Genomic DNA, 19,453 nt, shown 5'->3' with positions numbered 1-19,453 from the left:
TACTGACAATCATTTTTGAGGATGAGGGAAGCATGGACAGCAATCGTCTCAGCAGCAGTGAAAGACTGATGATGGCAGCCATTGATCTTATCGCGGAAAAAGGCTACAACGGTGTCACGACGCAAGAAATCGCGGCCGCGGCAGGTTTGAGTGAAAAGACGCTGTTCCGCCAGTTCGGCAGCAAGCGCAATCTGCTGGAGAGCGCTTTTGACCGTTTTCATTATACGGAGGAGATGACAAAGCTGTTTGCGGAGCGGCTCGTGTGGGATTTGCGCGCAGACCTGCTTTTGGTCAGCCGGACGTACCATGAGCTGATGAACCGAAACCGGAAAATGATCTGGATCAGCATCAAAGACGAAGGACAACTGCCAGGCTTCCGCGAGCGCACGCAAAAGCATCCCCGCCAGCTTTTGACCGGGTTGACGAATTACTTCGCAGAGATGGGCAAAAGGGGCAAAATCGTGCCAACCAATCCGGAAGTTCAGGCGACGGCTTTCATGATGATGAACTTCGGAGCGTTCATGAACAATCTGGATGGGCCGGACAACTTTTCGGGTGTCTCGCTGGAGGCGCTTATCGCGGAAAGCGTGGAGATTTTTGCTAGGGCGTTGACTCCCTAGTTTTTTTATCAAGCGAATGTCAGTCAGCAATCGTTTGCGCTGGCGCTCTTCGGCAGAATTTTGCAGGCGGCAGGGGCAGCGGCCATTCCGGCTACGGCGATGCTCATTCCCGTCCGCTACTTCCCGCCAGAGAGGCGTAGCTCCGTACTGGGCATGACGGCAGTCGGGCTGGCGCTCGGCGGGGCGCTTGGGCTTGTGCTGTCGGCGCTCATCGTCAGCTTTGCGCATTGGCGCTGGCTGTTCGCCGTGCCGCTTTTGATTCTCGCGACGCTGCCGTTTTACCGCAAATATTTGGCAGAGGAAGATACGCTCTCGCGCGGGTCTTTTGATTGGCTGGGCGGCGCTCTGCTCGGCGTTTCGGTCGCGCTGTTGCTTCTCGGAGTCACGAACGGTACGTGGTGGTTCCTACTTGGCAGCCTGCTTACACTGGCGCTGTTCATCGTGCGGATTCGCCGGGCTGCCGATCCGTTTGTGCAGCCGAAAATTTTTGCCAACAAACGCTACACGGCAGGACTTGTACTCGCGGTTCTTATCAACGGAATGGGGATCGCGCTGTACTACGTCAGCCCGCTGCTGCTTTCGTCCGTGCAAGAGCTGTCTACAAACTGGATCGGCTTTGTCATGGTCCCGGCAGCCGTTGCCTCGGCGCTTCTCGGCAGAGTGGGCGGGAAGCTCGCAGACCGGAAAGGGAACGCGTACCTGTTTTTTCTGGCGTCCGGCTTGCTGCTGGTCTGCTTTGGACTGCTCTCTACTTTTACGGGCATAGCAGTCATCGGGATTGCCTGCTTTTTGATCTTTGGCAATGTGGGCCAGTCGTTCATGCAAATTACGCTGGCAAATTCGATTTCCGGAACCTTGGCGAAGGAGCAGGCGGGAGTAGGGATGGGGATTTTTTCGATGCTGAACTTCATCTCCATGGGGATTGCTTCGGGGATTTACAGTAAAGTGATTGATCTTGGCGCAACGACCCAGTGGAATCCTGTGAACCCGTATCCGGCCGGCTTTGTTTACAGCAACATTTACCTGGTACTCGCCGCTCTGCACGCGCTGATTTTCCTGTTCTACTATTTCCGGTTCGGCAAAACCCGTAGCTCCGGCTTGCAGGCCAACAGTTGAAGCGAATCCCCCAAAACGGCCAGTATGGTAGACTAAGGAAAAAAGGACGGCTGGAAAGGGGGAGACGGTTTGCGAGAGCTGTCTGCCATCCGGTTTCGTGAAAAGGAACCGCTTTTTACGCAAATTTATCATTATCTAAAAGACGAAATCAGGCACGGCCATTTGCAGGACGAGGAATTTCTGCCTTCGATCCGCAGTTGTGCGCAATCGCTTGGCGTCAGCAAAAATACGGTGGAAGTCGCATACCAGTTGCTAGTCTCGGAAGGCTACGCCAGGAGCATCCCGAAAAAAGGCTATCAGGTCGTGTATCAGGCAGAGCGTCCTTCGATCACGCCAGCCGCAAGTCCGGGGGAAGCGCAAGCGGCGGACATTCGCATAGATTTTCGCTACGGCGATATCGAATTGGGGCGTTTTTCGTTTCAGCAGTGGAACAAACTTCGCAACCGCGTAATCGCTGACCACCAGCAGCGCTATATGGTCGAGGGGCAGCCACAGGGCGAGTTTGCCCTGCGCCAAGAGCTGGTGAAGCTGCTGCACGAGACGCGCAAAGTCGCGGCTGCGCCGGAGCAGATCATCGTCGGCGCGACTCCACAGCAGCTTGTGTCGGTTCTCGTTCAGTTGCTGGACAGGGAAAAGCAGGTCATCGGCGTGGAAAACCCCGGCTATGACGGGGCGCGCAACACGTTTGCAAACGGCGGCTATCAGGTGCGGGGCATATCCCTTGGGGCGGACGGCGTTTCTATGCAGGAGCTGGTCGATAGCGGGGCAGCCGTCATGTACGTGAGTCCGTCGCAGCAGTTCATCCACAAGCTGGTCATGCCGCTCGAAAAACGGCATGCGCTGAGCGAATGGGTGCAGTCCCGGGCGTATATCGTGGAGGATGACTACGAGTGGGAGTTCAAGTACGAGGAAAGCTTTCTCCCCGCGATCCAGAGCCTGTCTCCGCAAAAGGTGGTCTACATCGGACGCCTGTCCAAAGCGCTGCTGCCTGTCTGCAACGTCAGCTATCTCGTCCTGCCGTATGAGCTGTTGGCGCGTTTTCACCAGCGGGTGCCGGAATACGATCAACCCGTTTCCAGGCTCGATCAGTTGACTTTGGCTGCGTATTTGTCGGACGGCTATTGGCACAGGCACGTGCAGGCCATGCGCAAAAGCTACGCTGACAAGCGCAAGGCATTTCTTCAGGCCGTCTCCCGCTGGATGGGCGAGCGCGTGGAAGTGGAAGGGAAGGACACGGGACTGCACGCTTTTTTGACCGTGCAGAAAAAGGGCAGCGAAGCGGAGTGGATGGAGCGTGCTGCGCGGTGCGGCGTGAAGGTGTACGGAACAGCAAGGTACTGGGTGCATGACACGCGGCAGTATGCGACGGTATTGCTTGGGTACGGGGCCTTGAGCGAGCAGGAGATCGAGGAAGGCATTCGCCTGCTCGCTTCTGCCTGGTTCGGGTGACTGTACCCTTTTTTTCTGTCCCGCTCACCTTGTTCAATCTGTCCCTTCAAGCAGTGGCCCTTGACCCTCTATGATGGACAAGAAAGCGACAAAGCAAAGGGGACAAACACGAGATGAGATTTATATTCGATCTGGACGGGACAATCTGCTTCAAAGGTCAGCCGATCTCTGCCCACATACTGGACAGCCTGCTCTGGCTGGAGCAAGAGGGCCACACCGTGGGCTTTGCGTCGGCGAGGCCGTGCCGGGATATGCTGCCTGTTTTGGATGAGCGCTTTGCCCGGCATCTGCTCATCGGGGCAAACGGAGCCATGACCTATCAGCACGGACGGTTGCAAGCCTACACCCCCATTCCTGCTCCGCTGGCGGCAGAGATCATCAGCATCCTGACCGATCACCGGGCGCAGTTTTTGATTGATGACAAGTGGGACTACGCGCACAACTGCACGGGCGACCAGCCGATCCTGCGTCATATCGACAGTGGGCAATTAGCCAGCCGCATTGCCTTTGACCAGCTCGATGCGGTCCTGAAAATCTTGATTGTATCGGCGGAAGGAATGGGCGAGCTGTCCGCGAGGCTGAGAGAGTTGGACGTCACGCTTCATTACCACTCTGCCGAGGGCATTCTCGATCTCACCTGCAAAGGGGTGAACAAGTTCGCCGCTTTGCAGCAGGCGGCGCCTGAAGAGAAGTTTATCTGCTTTGGAAACGACATGAACGATCTGCCGCTGTTCGAACGGGCGCATCATTCCGTTTTGCTCGGCGAATACGCTCCGCTTGTTCCGCTTGCGACCGAACAAATTCCCGTGGAAGACCAGGTGGAGCATGCGATTGTTGCCAAAATCCAGGAATTAGGCGTGGCGTACAGGTCCGTTCGCACGTCTTGAGTAGCAGGAGGGGGAGCGGGAAAGCCGTCTGGCTCTGAGGGAGCAGGCGATTTTTGGGGAAGAAGGGCTTATGGGCAGCACCAGTTTCTCGACCAGGAGGTGGGCTGGCTGTTTGAAAAACAACCGACGGCAAAGCGCCACTTTGTACGGGTGCGTTCATTAACCCGAATTTTCCTCAAAGCCCGTTGTCAGTGAAGCGGGAAGGGTGCTAGGATGGAAATAGAAAAGTTATCAGTATTTCGACTGATGCAACGGGAACACTAAATAGAAACCGACACGGTGCGGGAACACTATGTCGGCAGTACAAGACGGCCCCTTTCAGGGGATCGGCTCAGCTTAACTGTACAACGGACGAAATGACCGCCTTAGCCTGTCAAAGCTTTAAGGGCGGTCATTTCGTTTGGTCAAGGCAACGACGATTGCTACGACAAGGCTCAACAGTCCGACAAGAAAACCGCCAAACTGGAGCATGAGCGAAAGCGTTTCAGGAAGTACTTGCCACGCTCCCACGCTCCTTCCGTTTCCGACGCGGGAGATGAGCCGACCATCTAACTCAGCTTTGAACGGCTGAAAGAAGAAATCCGCCAGCGGCAAAGAGCGATCCAGACTGGCCCTAAGTATTATCAGACCAAATGCGCAAAATACGTATCAATTACAATATTTGTGCAAGTGTACGCCAACATAACCATCACAGCATATATCGCATAATCGAGTACAAGCTCCTTTTTATTTCTATGAAAACCTTTCCTATATATCACTTTCACAGTCCACACGACAATAACAAACCCCATGATGTAATAACCATTTTTCAAAAAGTGATAAATAGTAGTATCGCCAAGGGCACGGGGATCGGCTAGCAAAAATACGAGCATTTCTCCAAAAAAAGTATATACGACTGACAAACAGCACATGACTACATACTTTTTCATGCATGACCACCTGCCTTTCCCTTTCCGCATGGTACTAGCCAGCCCACCCTTCATTGGAGCGGGCCGACTGACGTTCGTTACTCAGAACCAGCGATTGTCGTCATACCAGCTTGTACCTTCATGTCCCCAATATAGGCTACCCATCCTCGATTTTCCAGAAAAACCTCAATACATCACCATATTCCCCGTCTCTTTCATATGCCTTTCCGCTTTTTTCAACAGCAGGACCGTCGCCATCACCAGCACAAGCAAGACACCGACCAAAAGCGCCAATTCGGGCAGCAAGGACGCGAGCGAAGCCCCTTCCATCAGCAAACCGCGCACGAGCTGGAGAGCGTAGGTCAACGGAAAGCAAAAGGAAATCGCCTTGGCCCAGAGCGGATAAGCCATGGGCGGGAGGCGGACGCCGGAGAAAATCAGCATCGGCTCATCCAGCACGGTGTACAAAAAGCTGGAATCGCGGGAAAACAGAAACAGGACGCTCAAAAATCCACCCCAGACGATCGCCGAGCCGAGCAGGACGACAAAGGCGAGCGGCACTGCCCACCATCCGCTCAGGTGAACGCCGCCGACGAACAAAAGCGCAAGCAGCGTGAAGCAAAAGAACAGCCAGACCCCCTCGACGAGCGAAGACAGCGAGCGCCCGTATAGAAAGGCCAGACGATTGACCGGGCTGATAAAAATCATCTCCATCGTCCCCGCCTGCCGCTCAAAGCTCATTTGCCAGGCAGACTGCACCAGGCACCAGAAAAAAATGTAGCCGAGATACCCGGTCAGCAAAAACAGGGGCAGTTGTTCCGGCGAGAGAAAGCGGGCAAGCGGCGAGTCAGCCCCCAGGCGAAAAGGGGCAAAAGAATAATACGCGGTCACAAACATGATGGCTGGCCAGATGAGCAGGCTGAAGTACACCATTTTGCTGTGAAAAGAATGGCGGTGCTCCTTCACCATTTCCGCCCACAGCAAGGAAGCGAGCTGTTTCATGCGCCTCTCCTTTCCGCCATATGCAGGATGACGTCCTCCAGCGACGGCTGCTCGGTGTGCAGGCGCAGGACAGGCGATTGGTGGGCGGCCAAAAGCGAGAGCAGCGGAGTCGTCATATCGGTTTTGCCGCGCAAGGTCACTTCCCATGTCTGTTCGTCCGTCTCCGCGATTTCCCGCGTGCCGCCGTGGCGCAGGGCGAGCTTTTGCAGATCGGTGTCCAGCGAGTCGGAGAGGGCGGGGATCACGACGTGCAAAGCCGTCTCCAGGTGGAGCGAGCGAGTCAACTGCTCGGGCGTGTCGTGGGCGACGAGCTTTCCTTTGTCGATGATGTACACCTCGTCACACAGTTCCTCGACCTCGTGGATGTAGTGGCTGGTCAAAAGAATCGCTTTTCCGTGCTCTACAGCCAGTTCCTTGACATGCTTGCGAAGCTGTCTGGCGATGGGCGCGTCCAGCCCCAGCGTCGGCTCATCCAGGAACAGGTAGCGCGGGTCGTTGATGAGTCCGCGGGCGATTTGCAGCCGTTGCTTCATCCCTTTGGAGTAGCGCTCGACAGGCGTATCGGCCGCGTCCAGCAGTCCGACCTGCAAAAGCAAGGCGTCAATCCGGCTGCGCAGCGCCTGGCCGTGCAGTCCGTACAAGCTGCCGAAATACTGCAAGTTTTCCCGCCCGGTCAACCGCCAGTACAGCATCCGTTCGCCGCCCGCAATCATGTTGACCTTGGCCTTCACGAACCGATCGTCTTTTACCGCGTCATATCCGTCAACCGTAATCGTGCCGCTGGTCGGGGTGAGCAGCGTGGAGCACATTTTGATCGTCGTCGTCTTTCCCGCGCCGTTGATGCCCAACAGCCCGATGATTTTGCCGGGCACCATCCGAAACGAAACGTCGGAGACCGCCTCGACCTGTTTCCATTGCTGCCGGAGCCAGCCTTTTTTCTCCTTCACCCGATATACTTTCCGCACATTTTCCACAATCAGCATGAGAAAAAACCTCCTGTTATCCAAAGATTGATTCGACGACGCGCTTTTCCATCCGCCGCATGCCCCACACGCCGATCGCGAGGTAGACGAGCGACAGAGCCGCCATGTGGAAAAGCTGTGGGGAAACGGCGATCAGCGGCTTGCCCTGGATCACGCATTGGCGAAAAGCGTCCAGCGCAGGGGCAAGCGGCATGATCGCGCCCAGCGGCTGCAGCCATTCCGGCAAGTACGGGATGGGAAACGTGACGCCGGATACAAACGCCATGATGACAAACAGCGTGTTTTGCGTGATGTACGTATCGCGAAAGCGCAGCATCAGGCTGCCCAAGACGAGCGCCTGACAGAAAAACGCCCCGGTAGACAAAAGCCAGACAACGATAGCGCTCCCGATGTGGGCGTGGACAAGCGTAAGCCCGAACAAGGCGCCGACGATGACGATGACGGAAAATTCAAACACTGTGCGCATGAGCTGTTGGGCAACGTTGCCCAAAAAGTATCCTCTGCGCAGGGACGGGGTGAGCAATACCGCCTCCAGTGTTCCTTCCCGCAGCTCGGTAATGAGCGAGCGGCTGACATTCATCAGCGTGGAGACGGCAAAAGCGTAGAAGGCGCCGCCCAAAATGGCGTAGGACAAATAATCGTCTGTCCCCGTCAAATGCAAGAAACGGCCGTCCAACTGCCCGGCAAATACGTAATGATAGGCAAAGTAGGCGAACAGCACGGTGTACACGCCAGACAGGATGTGGCCGATGACGAACGACCACGGGTAGGCGCGCATCATCACCAGCGTATTGCGGACAAAGGTTGCTTTGGCAACTCGAAACACGTCAGTTCCTCCGTTCAGATGGTTTTGGCGGCGAGAGTGCAAGGCCAGGGGCAGGCATGTCGATGAACTCGTGAAGATCGACAGCCAGTTGTTCCAGCCGGGAAGTGATGCCGCGGTAAAACACGTACCGACCGCGCCGCTCGCTCCAGACGAAGCCCGCCTCTACCAGCAGCTTCAAATGCTTGTTGACGGCTGGCTCGCTGATGCCGTGCAAGTCTGCCAACTGCTGCGTGCAGTAAGGGTGATCGAGCAGCGACTTGAGAATGGCCGTCCGCGTCGGATCGCTGAACACCTTCATTTTCAGCGTGAAGTCCGCGGGAATGGTTGAGGCTGTAGAGATGCCCGGAACGTCGACCGCAAAGCCGACGGAAATATGCTCCCCGCAAATGCCGAGCAGCAGGTGGGGCGAGACGAAGGTAGAGGCGCGCAGGTGGATGCCCGCCAGTTCGGAGTAGGCAAAGGTGTACGTCTGCGCTTTGTGAAACTGCAAAAAGTTCTTATGCACCTTCAGCCGAGGATGCACCTGCGCCAAAAAGCCGACCGGATCCGCGGCAATCCGCTCCTGTCCCTCGTGGACCGCGCGTACCAGCCAAGGTTCGATGCGCCGTTCCTCTGCCCGGAAAAAAGGGAGGTAGGCGTGGCAAAACTCAAGAAAACGGCGTTTTGTGGACAAGGGATGCCGCAGTAACTCCCGATGCTCCGGCTTGAGCTGCTCAAACAGATCGTCCGTGTGCCCTTGCATCCACTGTTGCAGTTGCCGGGGGTGATAGACAGGCCCCAGCATCAACTGGGCAAACTGTGCCGCATCCATTGCCTGCAACTGCTCCAGGCTGGCCTCGACGGAATGCTCGTATCGCTCCTCCCACGGCACCAGGAAGTCCATTGCATCGAGAAACTGGTTGGACATGTTGCTGAACTGGTGCAGCTTTTTCACAAGCGATGCGGGAAGCGCGGAGAGAGACTCCTGCGCCCAGCCAAGACGGCTCGTGTGGTGGTCAGGGTTGGCGAGCACGTGCAGGCTGAGAAAAAACTCGTGACCCGGTACGTACGCAATCGACAAATGCTTTTGCAGCCAGGCAGCCAGGTCTTGCATTGCGAAGCCTCCTTTCTTTTTGATTAACCGTTTGGTGAATTGAATTTACGAGTGGGCAAAAGTGAAAAAATTATGCAAGAGGAAGAAACGGTTGTCAAGCGAAAAAAAGCAACCACAGACGCCGGGAGCGCGTGGTTGCTTCATGATCGTGCCCGTTACACTTCTTTTGGTTCACTCGGACTGCTGGTCTGCTCATAGGCCACCAGCGCCTGGACAGCTTGCTGCATGTCCGCAAGTTCTTGCTGCGACAAGGGATGTTCCTGGTAACGATACTGCTCGTAAAAGTCGGTGATTTTGCCTGCCAGCTCCAGTTGTGCCGCCGTCAGCGCAGGATGCTTTTGCAGCCGCTGCAAAAACTCCTGCGTCGTTTCATGCGGGTGGATCGTGACACCTTGCTTGCCCATCGTCTGCAAAAACTGGAAGTAGGCGTAGCGGGTCGCGTCGTCTGCGGGGCCAAGCGGTTTTTTGAACCATTTGGAGACATCCCATTCCGCCGCTTCGCCTTCAGCAGCGGGGGGCAGCGGGGCCAGATCAATCGCCGGGGCAGCCGTGATTGCTTTTTCCTCCTGCCAGTTGCGATTGCGCCGTTTCCACATGTACCTGCCCAACAGAAACAGCGCTACGACGACGACAAGCGAGATCAGATAAGGCTCCAGCAAGGAAAAGAGCGGTTCGCCCTGGCTGACAGGGTCCAGGGGAGGATTGCCGCCTTGCCCTTCGTTGTTCAGCACATTATGAACGCGCTGGTCTTTGTCCAATACTTGCGACAGCCCGGAAATCCACTCCGCCAGCATCTGCAAGGCAGGCTCGATCAGCATGTAAAGCCCGGTGCCAAGCGGTCCTTTCACCCACGACCAGAGCAGGCTCAACAAACCGAGCAGGGCAGAGGCAGCCGCCACATAGCCAACTGTCACAAGCAGGCGCGTCCCCAGCACCTGGCCTGCGAGCATCAGGCGGAGGCGGGCAGGCAGGCGGATGGGAAGGGCTTCCTCCCGCAGCAGGTAAGCCCCGACCGCGATCAGCACGTAGCTTGCGGTCACGAGGGCGAGCATGCCGAAGTAAGGGGCAGGCGAAAACGTCTCCGAATCAACGGCAGTTCCGTACAGAGCCGCGACAACCAACTGGATCAGGCAAACCATAAAGGCCAGAACGAACCGCCGCAGCAGACTGACATGGTTGATCCCGTTTGCAGCCGCTCCCTGAATCCGCCAAAAAAAGACGCCTGCCAGAGCGAGGGCGATCAGCCACGAGCCGAACAGAACAAAGCTGAGCACCCCGACGCCAAGCACAAACGGATAGAGCAAGAGATGCAGCACGGTATGGCGGCCGCCGTGGTGATACAGCCAGCTTCCCGCGATCAGGAGCAGACAGCCAGCGAGGCAAAAGAACAGCAGCGCGCCAAAGTCTGCCGTCATCCAGCCAAGCATCATCAGCGAACCGCCAACGAGCAGCGCCTCCAGCCAAAAAGTAAGCGTCCATCGGCTCACGAGGGAAAAGCTCATCGCGCCATCACGCTCCTTTTTTCCAGACGCGCCTGTTCATATCGCCTGACCGTAGCCTGTTCCCCGGATACGTCGAGCACGGCAATGTTGTGTCCGCGCCGCACCAATCGCTCCAAAGTCGTCTGGGGCAATTCCTCCGGCCGCGCCGTCACGAGGATGATCGCTTCCTTGGCCGGACTTTCCTCCAGACGGCGGAGCAGGCTGGCTAGCGGCGTCGTCACATAATGGTGCATTTGCGCGAGTTGGGTCATGACGTGCAGATGGTGCGTCTTGCCGCTGCCGGCAGGCATGTGAAAATGCTCGCGGCCGCGCTGCTTGACGGTGAGAAGCAGCTCGTAGCCAATCGACTTTTTCCGGCACAGCATGGACAGCGCAGCAAGGCTGGATATAATCCGTTCATTGACGACATCGTTATGCCGCTGCTGCAACGGTTCATAGGACGGCAAAATATGGCCGACGATCCGCCAGTTTGGATGGGCGGTGTGCTCGAACAGCCTTGTCTCGAGCGTGCCCGTCTTGGCAGTCGCTTTCCAATGAATATGCTTGAACCGATCCCCGGGCATATACGGCCGCGCTCCCCGCAAAAAAGTGACATCCTCCTGTTGCCGTTGGCGCGAGAGCCTGCCTCCGTCCGGCTGCGTCTCTTCCAGTGACAGCGGAGGCAGCGGCAGCGGCAACGGGTAGACGAGCAGGGAAAACGATAGCGACAACGGCAAGGAAGTGACTTCCCCGGCGAACAGCGGCAATGTCTCCGATTGAATCTCCGTCAGCCAGACGGTGCCGCGCTTGTGGGGAGTAAGCGTCAAGGTTCGGGCTGCGCTCTGGCGCATGGGCAAGTCGAAGCGCAGTCGCACAATCGTCCGCTGGTTGCTCGTTTTCACTTCGTCCCCGCCGTCGGCCGTGACGTGCTCAGGCAAGGAAAAGCGCAGCCATGTCGAGGGCAACGGCAGCCAGGAGCGATTGTACAGGCGCACGGTAATCGTCACAGGCGTACCAGGCATGACGCGGGTTTGATCGCTTGTCCACTCCAGCTTGATCCATTTGGGGAGCGACTCGGCCCACCACTTTTGGGCGGCAGGCATGAAAAAGAAAAACCCGCCGAGCAGCCAAAGAAACCAACTGCCGGAAAACAGCGCGAAAAGCAGAAGCACAAAGCCGATCACATGAAAAGTTTGCTTCGTATCCATCCGGCTACACGCTTTCCTCGACGGGGGCTGGCACGCTCGACATGATCTGCGCTACCACTTCCTGCTCGGTTACATGCAGCTCCGCTTCCATGGACAGGCGGATGCGATGGACGGCGAGGCTCGGGAAAACAGCCTTCACGTCGTCCGGCAATACATAGGCGCGGCCCGAGACAAAAGCGTAAGCCTGGGCTGCGCGCAAGAGGGCGAGCATGGCGCGCGGACTGATGCCGACATCGACGGAGCGGTGGCTGCGCGTCGATTCCGTCAGGTCGATGACGTAATCTTCTACCGCCTGACTGACATGGACGGCCGTCACTTCTTTTTGCAGGGCGGCGATTTGTTCCACCGAGATCACTGGCTGCACCGTCTCCAGAGGAGAGGTGCTGCGGAATCTGCGGAGTATTTCCTTGGCGTCCTCGCGCGTGCCGTAGCCGAGTGACAGGCGGAACAGGAAGCGGTCCAACTGGGCTTCGGGCAGGGGATAGGTCCCCTCCGATTCAATTGGGTTTTGGGTGGCGATCACCAGCATCGTTGAGGGCAGCGGCAGCGTGACGCCTTCGATGGTGACCTGGCGTTCTTCCATGCATTCGAGCAGACCGGATTGGGTGCGGGGCGTTGCGCGGTTGATTTCATCCGCGAGCAAAACGTCCGCGAAAACAGGTCCTTTGCGCAGTTCAAATTCGCTCGTCCGCTGGTTGAACACGTGCAGTCCGACTACATCGGAAGGCAGCAGATCAGCGGTGAACTGCAGGCGGTTGTACGTCCCGCCGATGGCCTGCGCCAACGTTTTGGCAAGCACGGTCTTGCCCATGCCAGGCAAGTCTTCCAGCAGCACGTGCCCGCGCGCCAACAGAGCGGTCACCAGCAGGCGAACCTGCTCTTCTTTTCCTACGATTACGCGATTTACGGAAGTCAAAAGGCTATCCAGAGCGGGATGAGTCATGGAAATTCTCCTTTAAGTAGATAGGATGGAGAGGCAGTTGCTGGATTTCATTATACATGGAATATCCTATATTTTACAAATTTTTGCAAAGTAATCCCGCCGACGGCAGCGACGACAATTAACGCGCCGATGGCGACGTAGAGGGGCCGAATGCCGACGCTGTCGCTGAGTGTTCCGCCCAGCCAGATGCCTGCGGGCATGGTCGTGCGGACGATCAGCAGGCGCACGGAGAAGACGCGCCCCATCATGGCGGGCGGGACGTGGAGCTGATAGAGACGGGTGCTGTGCAACTGGAAAAACGGCGCGGCGACACCCGCCAGCACTTCTATCAAAATCGCCAGTTCGATCATATGGGTAAACCCTAGAGTGACGAAGCTCGCCCCGCCTGCGACCAGAGAGCCTAGCATGATGAGCGGCTGTTCCCGTCCATTGCGCAGCCGCGGCACGAGAAACGTCCCAAACAAGTAGCCGAACGGATAGCTGGCCAAAAACAACCCGACGTGAAAGGCTGTTCCGTGCAGCTCTCCCGCCACAAACGGAAGGTTGAGCACGAGCGTGACCCCTACCGCAAACTGCACGAGAGCCGAATACAGGCTCAGATAGAGAAGCAGCGGCTTTTCCCCAAAAATCGCGAGGCCGGCTTTGAACATGGAAAACCACGATTCGGCCACCCGGGCAGGGAGGGCGGGAGCGTTTTTGCACGGGAGAAGAAAAGCTCCACTGAGCGCATAGCCGACGGCGACCAATGCCAGCACCTGATCGCCACCGATGCTGGCGACGAGAATCCCGCCCAGCGGCGGACCTGCGATCATGGCGATGCGCAGCGCGCTGTCCAGATAGGCGTTTGCTTGTAGCAACTGTTCTTTTGGGACGAGAGCAGGAAGCAATGACTGGCTTGCCGGGACGTACAGCGGCTGGACGAGGCCGTTCACGAGCGCGGTCAAGTAGAGCGGCCACAAGGAGCCGGGCGTGGTCGCAATCGCGGCGAAGGAACAGCCGAACGCGATGCTGCGCATCCATTGCGAAAACAGCATGACGCGTTTTTTGTCATAGCGGTCGAGATACGGTCCGGCCACAAGCTGCACGACGAGCGATGGTACAAAGTAGAGCAGCCACATCTGCCCGACGGCTGCCTGCGAGCCGGTCACCTGGTAGATGATCCAGCTATTGGCGAGCGTGCCGAGCGAGGCGCCCAGCTCGGAGGTGAGCTGGCCGAGCAGGATGTAGCGGTAGGAGCGGTCTTTCCAGAGGGCGGATGTGCTCGTGGCTGCTGTCATCATTTGTCCGTGTCGAGAAACTGCCCGAGTAGCAGCGGGAGTTGCGAGAGCGCTTGGCTGCGCAGGCGATAGCGGGTTCCGCTCGTCTCGACCAGCCGGGCGGAGCGCAGCATCGACAAGTGATGATGCACCGTCGATTTGGCCATCTGGAGCGCTTCTGTCAGTTCTTGCAGCGTCAGCTCCTGTTTTGCGAGCATTTTGGCCATGCGGAGCCGCTGCTCGTCTCCGAGCGCCTTGAAGGATTGGACCAGCGTCTGCGGCGGCTGGTACGGGTCGATTTGCTCGCGCAAGTTTTCATCGGCAACCGGGTAGTAAAAAATTTTGCAGCCTGCGTCATCGGCCTGCACCGTCCAGGGGCGATAGACCGCCTGCGGAATCAGCAGGACGCGGGTGACAGTCGGCTCAGGCGGATAGCTTGCTCCGGTCGCCCATTCCACCAGCGCTTCCGGGTCGAGCTTTTCTTGCATGCCGCGCTTTTGGGCAATCTCCCGTTCGAGCATGCGGCAGATGCGCTCCTCCTGCGGCTCGATGTGCGCTTGATACCAGCCTTCCATCAGCACGAGCAGGTGCTGGCGCAATTCCTCCGCGTCCACCGAAGTAATATGGGCGATGTACCGTTCGAAAAAGAGATGGCTGCGACAGGCCGCCTGCAACAGTTCGCGATCGGCGCTGCTTCCTTGCGCGGCTTTTCGCCGGGAAGCTTGCCGCGCTTCGCCCAAAAAAGGCAGTGCCTGATAGCGCAGCTCTTCTTCTGGCAACTGCCTGACGTAGCCAAGAAACGCCTCCAGCTCGGCAAAAGGCTGCTGGCGGTACTGGTGAAGCAGATGCAAAAGCGTCTTCCATGTGTTGTGCGCCTTGGCGTAAGCGACCTCGCGCTGGACAGCAGGAGGCAGCGCCTCGATTAGCTCGCGCCAGTGGGCGGGCGGCTGCTCCAGCGTGTGATGAATCTGCTCGTAAGTGGCAACGGCGATGCCCAGCGCTGCTTCAAAAAGCGGCGAAAAGGCGAATTGCACCTCGTAGGTCGTGCGTTCGCTCCCGATGTTCCATACTTTCAAGAGGGGATCATCCTTCCAGTATTTGTAGTACGTCTCATTCTAAATGTTTTGAATTGTAAATTCAATATTTTTCGTATGACTGGTTAGATGGATTTCGAACCAGAATCGTTGAGTGTGGCAGGAAGAGGGGCGAGCGCCTGAAAGCAGCAAGCAGAAGACAGCACCCGAAAAAAGAAAAGCGGCACGCCTCTCCCGCGAGAGTTGCGTGCCACTTTTTACGAGACAAAAGCAAACTTAGTTGACAGTAGAAGGTTGAACGGCGCGTTGCAATGCCTGCTCCAGATCGCCGATGATGTCGTCGATCGCCTCTGTGCCCACCGACAGTCGGATCAGCCCTGGCGTGACCCCGGCAGCCGCCTGTTCTTCCTCATTCATCTGCTGGTGCGTCGTGCTGGCCGGATGGATGACGAGCGACTTGGAATCGCCCACGTTGGCCAGGTGCGAGAACAGCTTCACGGATTCAATCAGTGTTTTGCCTGCCTTCACGCCGCCGCGAATGCCAAAGGTGAGGATGGCGCCAGCGCCTTTTGGCAAATATTTTTGTGCCAGCGCGTAGTGGGCGTCGCCTTCAAGGCCAGGGTAGCTGACCCACTCGACCGCTGGATGCGCGGCGAGGAATTGGGCTACAGCCAGGGCGTTCTGGCTGTGGCGTTCCATGCGCAGGTGCAGCGTCTCCAAGCCTTGCAGGAACAGGAAGGAGTTGATCGGGGCCACGGCTGCGCCGATATCGCGCTGCAACTGGACACGCGCCTTGATGATGTAGGCGAGCGGTCCGACGGCTTCTGTATAGACGACGCCGTGATAGCTCGGGTCTGGTGTCGTCAGGCCCGGGAATTTGCCGTTGTTCCAGTCGAACTTGCCGGAATCGACGATGATGCCGCCGATCGCTGTGCCGTGCCCGCCGATGAACTTGGTCGTGGAGTGGACGACGATGTCTGCGCCATGCTCGAATGGACGGCACAAGATCGGCGAAGCGAACGTGTTGTCCACGATCAGCGGCACGCCGTTTTCGTGCGCGATGTCAGCGATTGCCTGCAAGTCCGCCACGTCAATGCGAGGGTTGCCGATCGTCTCGCAAAAGAGCGCCTTTGTTTTATCATTGATGAACGCCCGGAAGTTTTCCGGATTGGACTGATCGACAAAGTGAACCTTGATGCCAAGACGCGGCAAAGTGTGCGCAAAAAGGTTGTACGTACCGCCGTACAAGCTGCTGGATGCGACAATTTCATCCCCGGCTTGGGCGATGTTCAAAATGGAAAAGGTGATCGCTGCCTGACCAGAGGAAGTTGCCAGAGCACCGACGCCGCCTTCCAGGAGTGCCACGCGCTTTTCAAAGGCGTCCTGGGTCGGATTCATGATGCGGGTGTAAATGTTGCCGAACTCTTTTAAGCCAAACAGGTTGGCGGCGTGCTCCGTGTCGCGGAAGACGTAGGAAGTCGTCTGATAGATCGGAACGGCGCGCGAGCCTGTTACGGGATCTACTTCTTGTCCACCATGTACAGCGAGGGTTTCCGGTTTCCATTGTTGCTGGTCAGACATGCTTATCTCTCCTTTATATATGGGGATTAGGGATAAAAAAACGGAGCATTCCTCTGAGGAGAAGAAGGCTCCGGCTATACACGGGTGTGCACTCATCTCTCAGAATCTATGGATTCTGCAGGAATTAGCACCGCGCAAGGCACGCTTGCTGGTTGCCGGGTTTCACAGGGCCTGTCCCTCCACCGCTCTTGATGAACTGTTGCTTCAGTTGTTGTCATAATTGTATGAAAAACCACACTTCACTGTCAATAATCAATAATGAGTTATCAGGTTGGATTTGGTGGGATTGAGGCGTTGAGAGATTTGTTCATGCTCACCCGTTCATGCTGTTTCCCATGACGTCCAAAGTACCTGTGTGATACGCCTTGTTGACGTGGTTTGCAGGCTGATGCCCCGCACTCCAAGGGTGCTCTGCGTTTCTTGCACCCGCCTTTTTCCAAACCAAAAAGAGAATGCTGTTTTGTATAGTAGTCTTCATATATAGAATGGTTATTTTTGTAAATGTGTCACCCGCCTGTACCGACCAACCATCTCCCTGTCCAAAAACAAACCCACCCTCACACTGTCACAAATTTGTCCCTATATCTCCGCGCTTTCGCCGCCCGCGTCGTTAGAAAATGGCATGGCCCTATGATATGATGGGAGTGGCAGAAAACGACCAAACGATTGTACATATAGGAGGAACATACGCGATGAGCCATGGCGTGAAGGAAATTACCCCGCAGGAGCTGCTGGAAAAGCTCGCGGCCAACGAAAAGCTTCAGGTGATTGACGTGCGTGAGGTGGAGGAGTGGAACGAAGGCCATATCAAAGAAGCCAAGCTGATTCCGCTCGGCTTTTTGCCGCATCGCATCGACGAGCTGGACAAGGAGATCCCGGTCGTCATGGTGTGCCGCAGCGGTGCGCGCAGCCACAGAGCGACCGAATATTTGTGTGAGCTTGGCTTTGACGCTGCCAATATGGTCGGCGGCATGCTGGCTTGGCCTGGCGAGAAGGAAGTGTAAGCCGTACGGTCCATACGGTCACGACCGCACTGGCAACGCCGAGACGTTTTCCACACAAAAAGAAACATGCGCTTTTACGCGGTATAGCGGCGGACGCATGAGAGAAGCAGGGGAGGAAGAAAATCGTGAGTGAGGGAGCACAGCAACAAGGATCCGCGTTGCAGCGCCATTGGTTTACGGTGCTCGCAGGCGTGATTATCCTCGCGATTGTAGGCGTGTTGGGCTACAAATACATGGCAAAAGAGCCGATTCCCGTGATGAAGCCGATTGCCGATTTTACGTTGGACAACAGTGACGGCACTTCGTTTACGTTTTCGGAAGGCAAAGGCAAGGTGCGGCTGGTCGAGTTCATGTTCACCAACTGCCCTGACATTTGCCCGGCGACGACGTACAACATGTCCAAGCTGCAAGAGCAGCTCAAGGAGAAAAAGCTGTTCGGCGACAAGGTCGAGTTCATTTCCATCACCTTTGACCCGGATTTCGACACGCCAGAAGTGTTGCAGCAGTACGCGGCGAAGTTCAAGGCGGATCAGAGCGGCTGGAAGTTTTTGCGCGGCGATGCCCAGGCGGTGGAAAAGGTGACGAAGGATTTCGGGATTGCCGTATTGAAGCAGCCTGACGGTTCCTTTGCCCATACCGCCCGCATGTTCCTCGTCGATGGCGACGGAAACATGCGCCGCGCCTACGGCATGGCAGCCGACATGGACATGGAGCAGATGCTGAAGGAAATGGAGCAGCTTGCGGACTAATCAGGCTGATTCCTCGTACGTGATCTGCACGACATGCTCGGTTTGATTTTCAAATTCAATATGCACGAGTAACGCCCACCTGCGATTGCCCTCCTGGAGCAAGAGTTTGAACGTCTCCTCTGACGTGGTGGGCGTTTTTGCTGTGCGCCCGACGTGCAGGTAGTCGACGATCTGGGCATGCGGATATTTTTTCATCGTCTCCTGCATCGCCAATCTGCCCCATTTGGCATATGGCGGCTGGGCGCAGGCAGGGGCATACTGGAAGAAGAATAACAGCAGGCTTGCTGCGATAGCGGTCAGGACGCTTCGCGCGAGGCGAACAGATACAGAGGCTTGCATGGCGTAAGACCCCCTTTTTTGTATTGGAAAACAAGCTTGCCCTCTATTTTGAAGCCTTTTTTCCATGTCATTCGTAGAAAATATTTACAATTTGGAAAGCGGGGGATTTCATGTACTACTTGCTCATTCCCTTATTTGGTGTTCCGCTCATCCTGGCGATTTTTGCGCTGCGCTCTCGCCGGAGCGGCTTCTGGAAAAAATGGTGGCCGCCTGTCGTGTCAGCGCTGCTGATTTACGGAGGCTGCCTCGCTGCCAACGTGTATTGGCAAGTACAGTACGGCATTCCGGTGCTTCCGACCAAAGCCGATCTGGAGCTGTTTCTTTATTTTTGCCTGTTCCTCGTCTTCGTGTTTTTTATTATGTACCTCGTCTTTTTCTTTGTGATGCGCAAACCGTTCTGGAAAATGAATCTGTTGTTTCTCGCCACGTCGTCTGGTCTGTTTCTCCTGTTTGCCGGGGCTTTTTTAGGCATGGGGCCGTTTATGTCGAAGGTGGAGTACGTCTCGGTTGTGCAGAGTGTAAAAAACAAGTGGCAGGCCGTGCCCGTGCAGGCGTCGAGCAATAAGCCGATTGACGTCACGCTCGTCTACAGCAAAAGGGACTGTCTGAAAAGGTGTGCTGGCCAACCTTACGACAGCCTGATTTTGGTCCGGAACCAGTCGGGGCAGCCGCTGGACATTGAGCTTTTGGTTCGCCTGCAAAACGAAAGCGGGGCCGTCATCGAAGACAAACAGGCGTTGCCGCTCAAGCTCGCTGCGGGGGAAATCGCGCCGGTATGGACAGAAGATACAAACATGGAAGAAAACTTTTGGGAGCGGGTCAGTACGGTCACGGATGAGAGAGTAGCGGCGATTGCGTATCAGTTTTCTATTATTGACCGAAGATGAATGTGTGGAATTGTCAAGACTGGATGAAACGAACGCCTCGCGTTGTGTTACAATAAGAATGGCATGCTTGGTTCGGGTTCCCAAAAT

19 protein-coding genes, 1 pseudogene and 1 riboswitch are annotated in these 19,453 nt (G+C 56.5%); of the genes and pseudogenes, 7 read left to right on the top strand and 13 right to left on the bottom strand.

What is annotated here, in order from left to right:
* Nucleotides 1-32: 32 nt before the first annotated feature.
* From AC27IT_RS18005 to AC27IT_RS17990, 4 genes and pseudogenes are all read left to right on the top strand, one after another.
* On the top strand, nucleotides 33-620 hold the full coding sequence (locus AC27IT_RS18005) for a TetR/AcrR family transcriptional regulator (protein WP_197187077.1): 588 nt from the start codon (nucleotides 33-35) through the stop codon (nucleotides 618-620).
* A gap of 36 nt (nucleotides 621-656) precedes the next feature.
* Nucleotides 657-1,736, top strand: a pseudogene (locus AC27IT_RS18000) (MFS transporter); the annotation flags it as partial.
* Nucleotides 1,737-1,805: 69 nt separating this feature from the next.
* Nucleotides 1,806-3,185 (top strand): MocR-like pyridoxine biosynthesis transcription factor PdxR, encoded by a 1,380-nt coding sequence (gene pdxR, locus AC27IT_RS17995; protein WP_487092014.1) that lies wholly within the window; start codon nucleotides 1,806-1,808, stop codon nucleotides 3,183-3,185.
* A gap of 113 nt (nucleotides 3,186-3,298) precedes the next feature.
* Nucleotides 3,299-4,072 carry an HAD-IIB family hydrolase gene (locus AC27IT_RS17990; protein WP_487092013.1) on the top strand — a complete coding sequence of 258 codons (774 nt, stop codon included), beginning with the start codon at nucleotides 3,299-3,301 and terminating at the stop codon, nucleotides 4,070-4,072.
* Nucleotides 4,073-4,453: 381 nt separating this feature from the next.
* Here the strand turns inward: AC27IT_RS17990 and AC27IT_RS17985 are convergent, their stop codons facing one another.
* From AC27IT_RS17985 to AC27IT_RS17930, 12 genes are all read right to left on the bottom strand, one after another.
* Nucleotides 4,454-4,582 carry a putative holin-like toxin gene (locus AC27IT_RS17985; protein WP_129552144.1) on the bottom strand — a complete coding sequence of 43 codons (129 nt, stop codon included), beginning with the start codon at nucleotides 4,580-4,582 and terminating at the stop codon, nucleotides 4,454-4,456.
* A 113-nt stretch (nucleotides 4,583-4,695) separates the two neighbouring features.
* Nucleotides 4,696-5,001: a hypothetical protein gene (locus tag AC27IT_RS17980; protein ID WP_429776666.1), complete on the bottom strand. Its 306-nt coding sequence runs from the start codon at nucleotides 4,999-5,001 to the stop codon at nucleotides 4,696-4,698.
* A 165-nt stretch (nucleotides 5,002-5,166) separates the two neighbouring features.
* Nucleotides 5,167-5,982 (bottom strand): ABC transporter permease, encoded by an 816-nt coding sequence (locus tag AC27IT_RS17975; RefSeq protein ID WP_283858592.1) that lies wholly within the window; start codon nucleotides 5,980-5,982, stop codon nucleotides 5,167-5,169.
* Nucleotides 5,979-6,965 carry an ABC transporter ATP-binding protein gene (locus tag AC27IT_RS17970; RefSeq protein ID WP_005835553.1) on the bottom strand — a complete coding sequence of 329 codons (987 nt, stop codon included), beginning with the start codon at nucleotides 6,963-6,965 and terminating at the stop codon, nucleotides 5,979-5,981. Before AC27IT_RS17970 ends, AC27IT_RS17975 begins: the two co-directional genes overlap by 4 nt.
* A 16-nt stretch (nucleotides 6,966-6,981) precedes the next feature.
* On the bottom strand, nucleotides 6,982-7,791 hold the full coding sequence (locus tag AC27IT_RS17965) for an ABC transporter permease (protein ID WP_007776835.1): 810 nt from the start codon (nucleotides 7,789-7,791) through the stop codon (nucleotides 6,982-6,984).
* Nucleotide 7,792: 1 nt separating this feature from the next.
* Nucleotides 7,793-8,884 (bottom strand): ArsR/SmtB family transcription factor, encoded by a 1,092-nt coding sequence (locus AC27IT_RS17960; protein ID WP_487092012.1) that lies wholly within the window; start codon nucleotides 8,882-8,884, stop codon nucleotides 7,793-7,795.
* Nucleotides 8,885-9,039: 155 nt separating this feature from the next.
* On the bottom strand, nucleotides 9,040-10,371 hold the full coding sequence (locus AC27IT_RS17955) for a DUF4129 domain-containing protein (protein WP_237716574.1): 1,332 nt from the start codon (nucleotides 10,369-10,371) through the stop codon (nucleotides 9,040-9,042).
* A gap of 11 nt (nucleotides 10,372-10,382) precedes the next feature.
* Nucleotides 10,383-11,573 (bottom strand): DUF58 domain-containing protein, encoded by a 1,191-nt coding sequence (locus tag AC27IT_RS17950; protein WP_005835549.1) that lies wholly within the window; start codon nucleotides 11,571-11,573, stop codon nucleotides 10,383-10,385.
* A gap of 4 nt (nucleotides 11,574-11,577) precedes the next feature.
* On the bottom strand, nucleotides 11,578-12,516 hold the full coding sequence (locus AC27IT_RS17945) for an AAA family ATPase (RefSeq protein WP_007776845.1): 939 nt from the start codon (nucleotides 12,514-12,516) through the stop codon (nucleotides 11,578-11,580).
* A 50-nt stretch (nucleotides 12,517-12,566) separates the two neighbouring features.
* Nucleotides 12,567-13,796, bottom strand: coding sequence for an MFS transporter (locus AC27IT_RS17940; RefSeq protein WP_025845734.1), 1,230 nt, complete (start codon nucleotides 13,794-13,796; stop codon nucleotides 12,567-12,569).
* Complete coding sequence (locus AC27IT_RS17935; protein ID WP_007776851.1) at nucleotides 13,793-14,848, bottom strand: ArsR/SmtB family transcription factor; 1,056 nt, start codon at nucleotides 14,846-14,848, stop codon at nucleotides 13,793-13,795. The genes AC27IT_RS17940 and AC27IT_RS17935 overlap by 4 nt, the downstream gene beginning before the upstream one ends.
* A 234-nt stretch (nucleotides 14,849-15,082) precedes the next feature.
* The gene (locus tag AC27IT_RS17930; protein WP_487092011.1) at nucleotides 15,083-16,387 is read right to left on the bottom strand and encodes a homocysteine synthase; all 1,305 of its coding nucleotides are present in this window, start codon (nucleotides 16,385-16,387) and stop codon (nucleotides 15,083-15,085) included.
* 89 nt (nucleotides 16,388-16,476) lie between these two features.
* Nucleotides 16,477-16,585: riboswitch (SAM riboswitch) on the bottom strand.
* A 494-nt stretch (nucleotides 16,586-17,079) separates the two neighbouring features.
* On the opposite strand from AC27IT_RS17930, the gene AC27IT_RS17925 reads away from it, so the two are divergent.
* Together AC27IT_RS17925 and AC27IT_RS17920 are read left to right on the top strand one after the other, a co-directional pair.
* On the top strand, nucleotides 17,080-17,391 hold the full coding sequence (locus AC27IT_RS17925; protein ID WP_005835542.1) for a rhodanese-like domain-containing protein: 312 nt from the start codon (nucleotides 17,080-17,082) through the stop codon (nucleotides 17,389-17,391).
* A 125-nt stretch (nucleotides 17,392-17,516) separates the two neighbouring features.
* Entirely contained in the window at nucleotides 17,517-18,140 is a 624-nt protein-coding gene (locus AC27IT_RS17920; protein WP_005835541.1) for an SCO family protein, read from the top strand.
* Here AC27IT_RS17920 and AC27IT_RS17915 read toward each other — a convergent pair whose 3' ends face one another.
* On the bottom strand, nucleotides 18,141-18,479 hold the full coding sequence (locus AC27IT_RS17915; RefSeq protein ID WP_005835540.1) for a YqzG/YhdC family protein: 339 nt from the start codon (nucleotides 18,477-18,479) through the stop codon (nucleotides 18,141-18,143).
* A 110-nt stretch (nucleotides 18,480-18,589) separates the two neighbouring features.
* Here AC27IT_RS17915 and AC27IT_RS17910 point away from each other — a divergent pair, with 110 nt between their 5' ends.
* A complete protein-coding gene (locus AC27IT_RS17910; RefSeq protein WP_005835539.1) occupies nucleotides 18,590-19,366 on the top strand; it encodes a hypothetical protein in 777 nt (258 codons plus the stop codon).
* The last annotated feature ends 87 nt before the right edge of the window (nucleotides 19,367-19,453 follow it).

This window comes from Brevibacillus sp. YAE8 (assembly GCF_057543335.1).
This window is presented reverse-complemented; position numbering and strand designations above follow the sequence as displayed.

What these genes read in the sequence shown, in the direction of transcription:
- AC27IT_RS17940 (WP_025845734.1), bottom strand. Translation starts at nt 13,796, where the DNA reads ATGATGACAGCAGCCACGAGCACATCCGCCCTCTGGAAAGACCGCTCC.
- AC27IT_RS17915 (WP_005835540.1), bottom strand. Translation starts at nt 18,479, where the DNA reads ATGCAAGCCTCTGTATCTGTTCGCCTCGCGCGAAGCGTCCTGACCGCT.
- AC27IT_RS17925 (WP_005835542.1), top strand. Translation starts at nt 17,080, where the DNA reads ATGAGCCATGGCGTGAAGGAAATTACCCCGCAGGAGCTGCTGGAAAAG.
- AC27IT_RS17950 (WP_005835549.1), bottom strand. Translation starts at nt 11,573, where the DNA reads ATGGATACGAAGCAAACTTTTCATGTGATCGGCTTTGTGCTTCTGCTT.
- AC27IT_RS17960 (WP_487092012.1), bottom strand. Translation starts at nt 8,884, where the DNA reads ATGCAAGACCTGGCTGCCTGGCTGCAAAAGCATTTGTCGATTGCGTAC.
- AC27IT_RS17975 (WP_283858592.1), bottom strand. Translation starts at nt 5,982, where the DNA reads ATGAAACAGCTCGCTTCCTTGCTGTGGGCGGAAATGGTGAAGGAGCAC.
- AC27IT_RS17990 (WP_487092013.1), top strand. Translation starts at nt 3,299, where the DNA reads ATGAGATTTATATTCGATCTGGACGGGACAATCTGCTTCAAAGGTCAG.
- AC27IT_RS17970 (WP_005835553.1), bottom strand. Translation starts at nt 6,965, where the DNA reads ATGCTGATTGTGGAAAATGTGCGGAAAGTATATCGGGTGAAGGAGAAA.
- AC27IT_RS18005 (WP_197187077.1), top strand. Translation starts at nt 33, where the DNA reads ATGGACAGCAATCGTCTCAGCAGCAGTGAAAGACTGATGATGGCAGCC.
- AC27IT_RS17980 (WP_429776666.1), bottom strand. Translation starts at nt 5,001, where the DNA reads ATGAAAAAGTATGTAGTCATGTGCTGTTTGTCAGTCGTATATACTTTT.
- AC27IT_RS17910 (WP_005835539.1), top strand. Translation starts at nt 18,590, where the DNA reads ATGTACTACTTGCTCATTCCCTTATTTGGTGTTCCGCTCATCCTGGCG.
- AC27IT_RS17945 (WP_007776845.1), bottom strand. Translation starts at nt 12,516, where the DNA reads ATGACTCATCCCGCTCTGGATAGCCTTTTGACTTCCGTAAATCGCGTA.
- AC27IT_RS17930 (WP_487092011.1), bottom strand. Translation starts at nt 16,387, where the DNA reads ATGTCTGACCAGCAACAATGGAAACCGGAAACCCTCGCTGTACATGGT.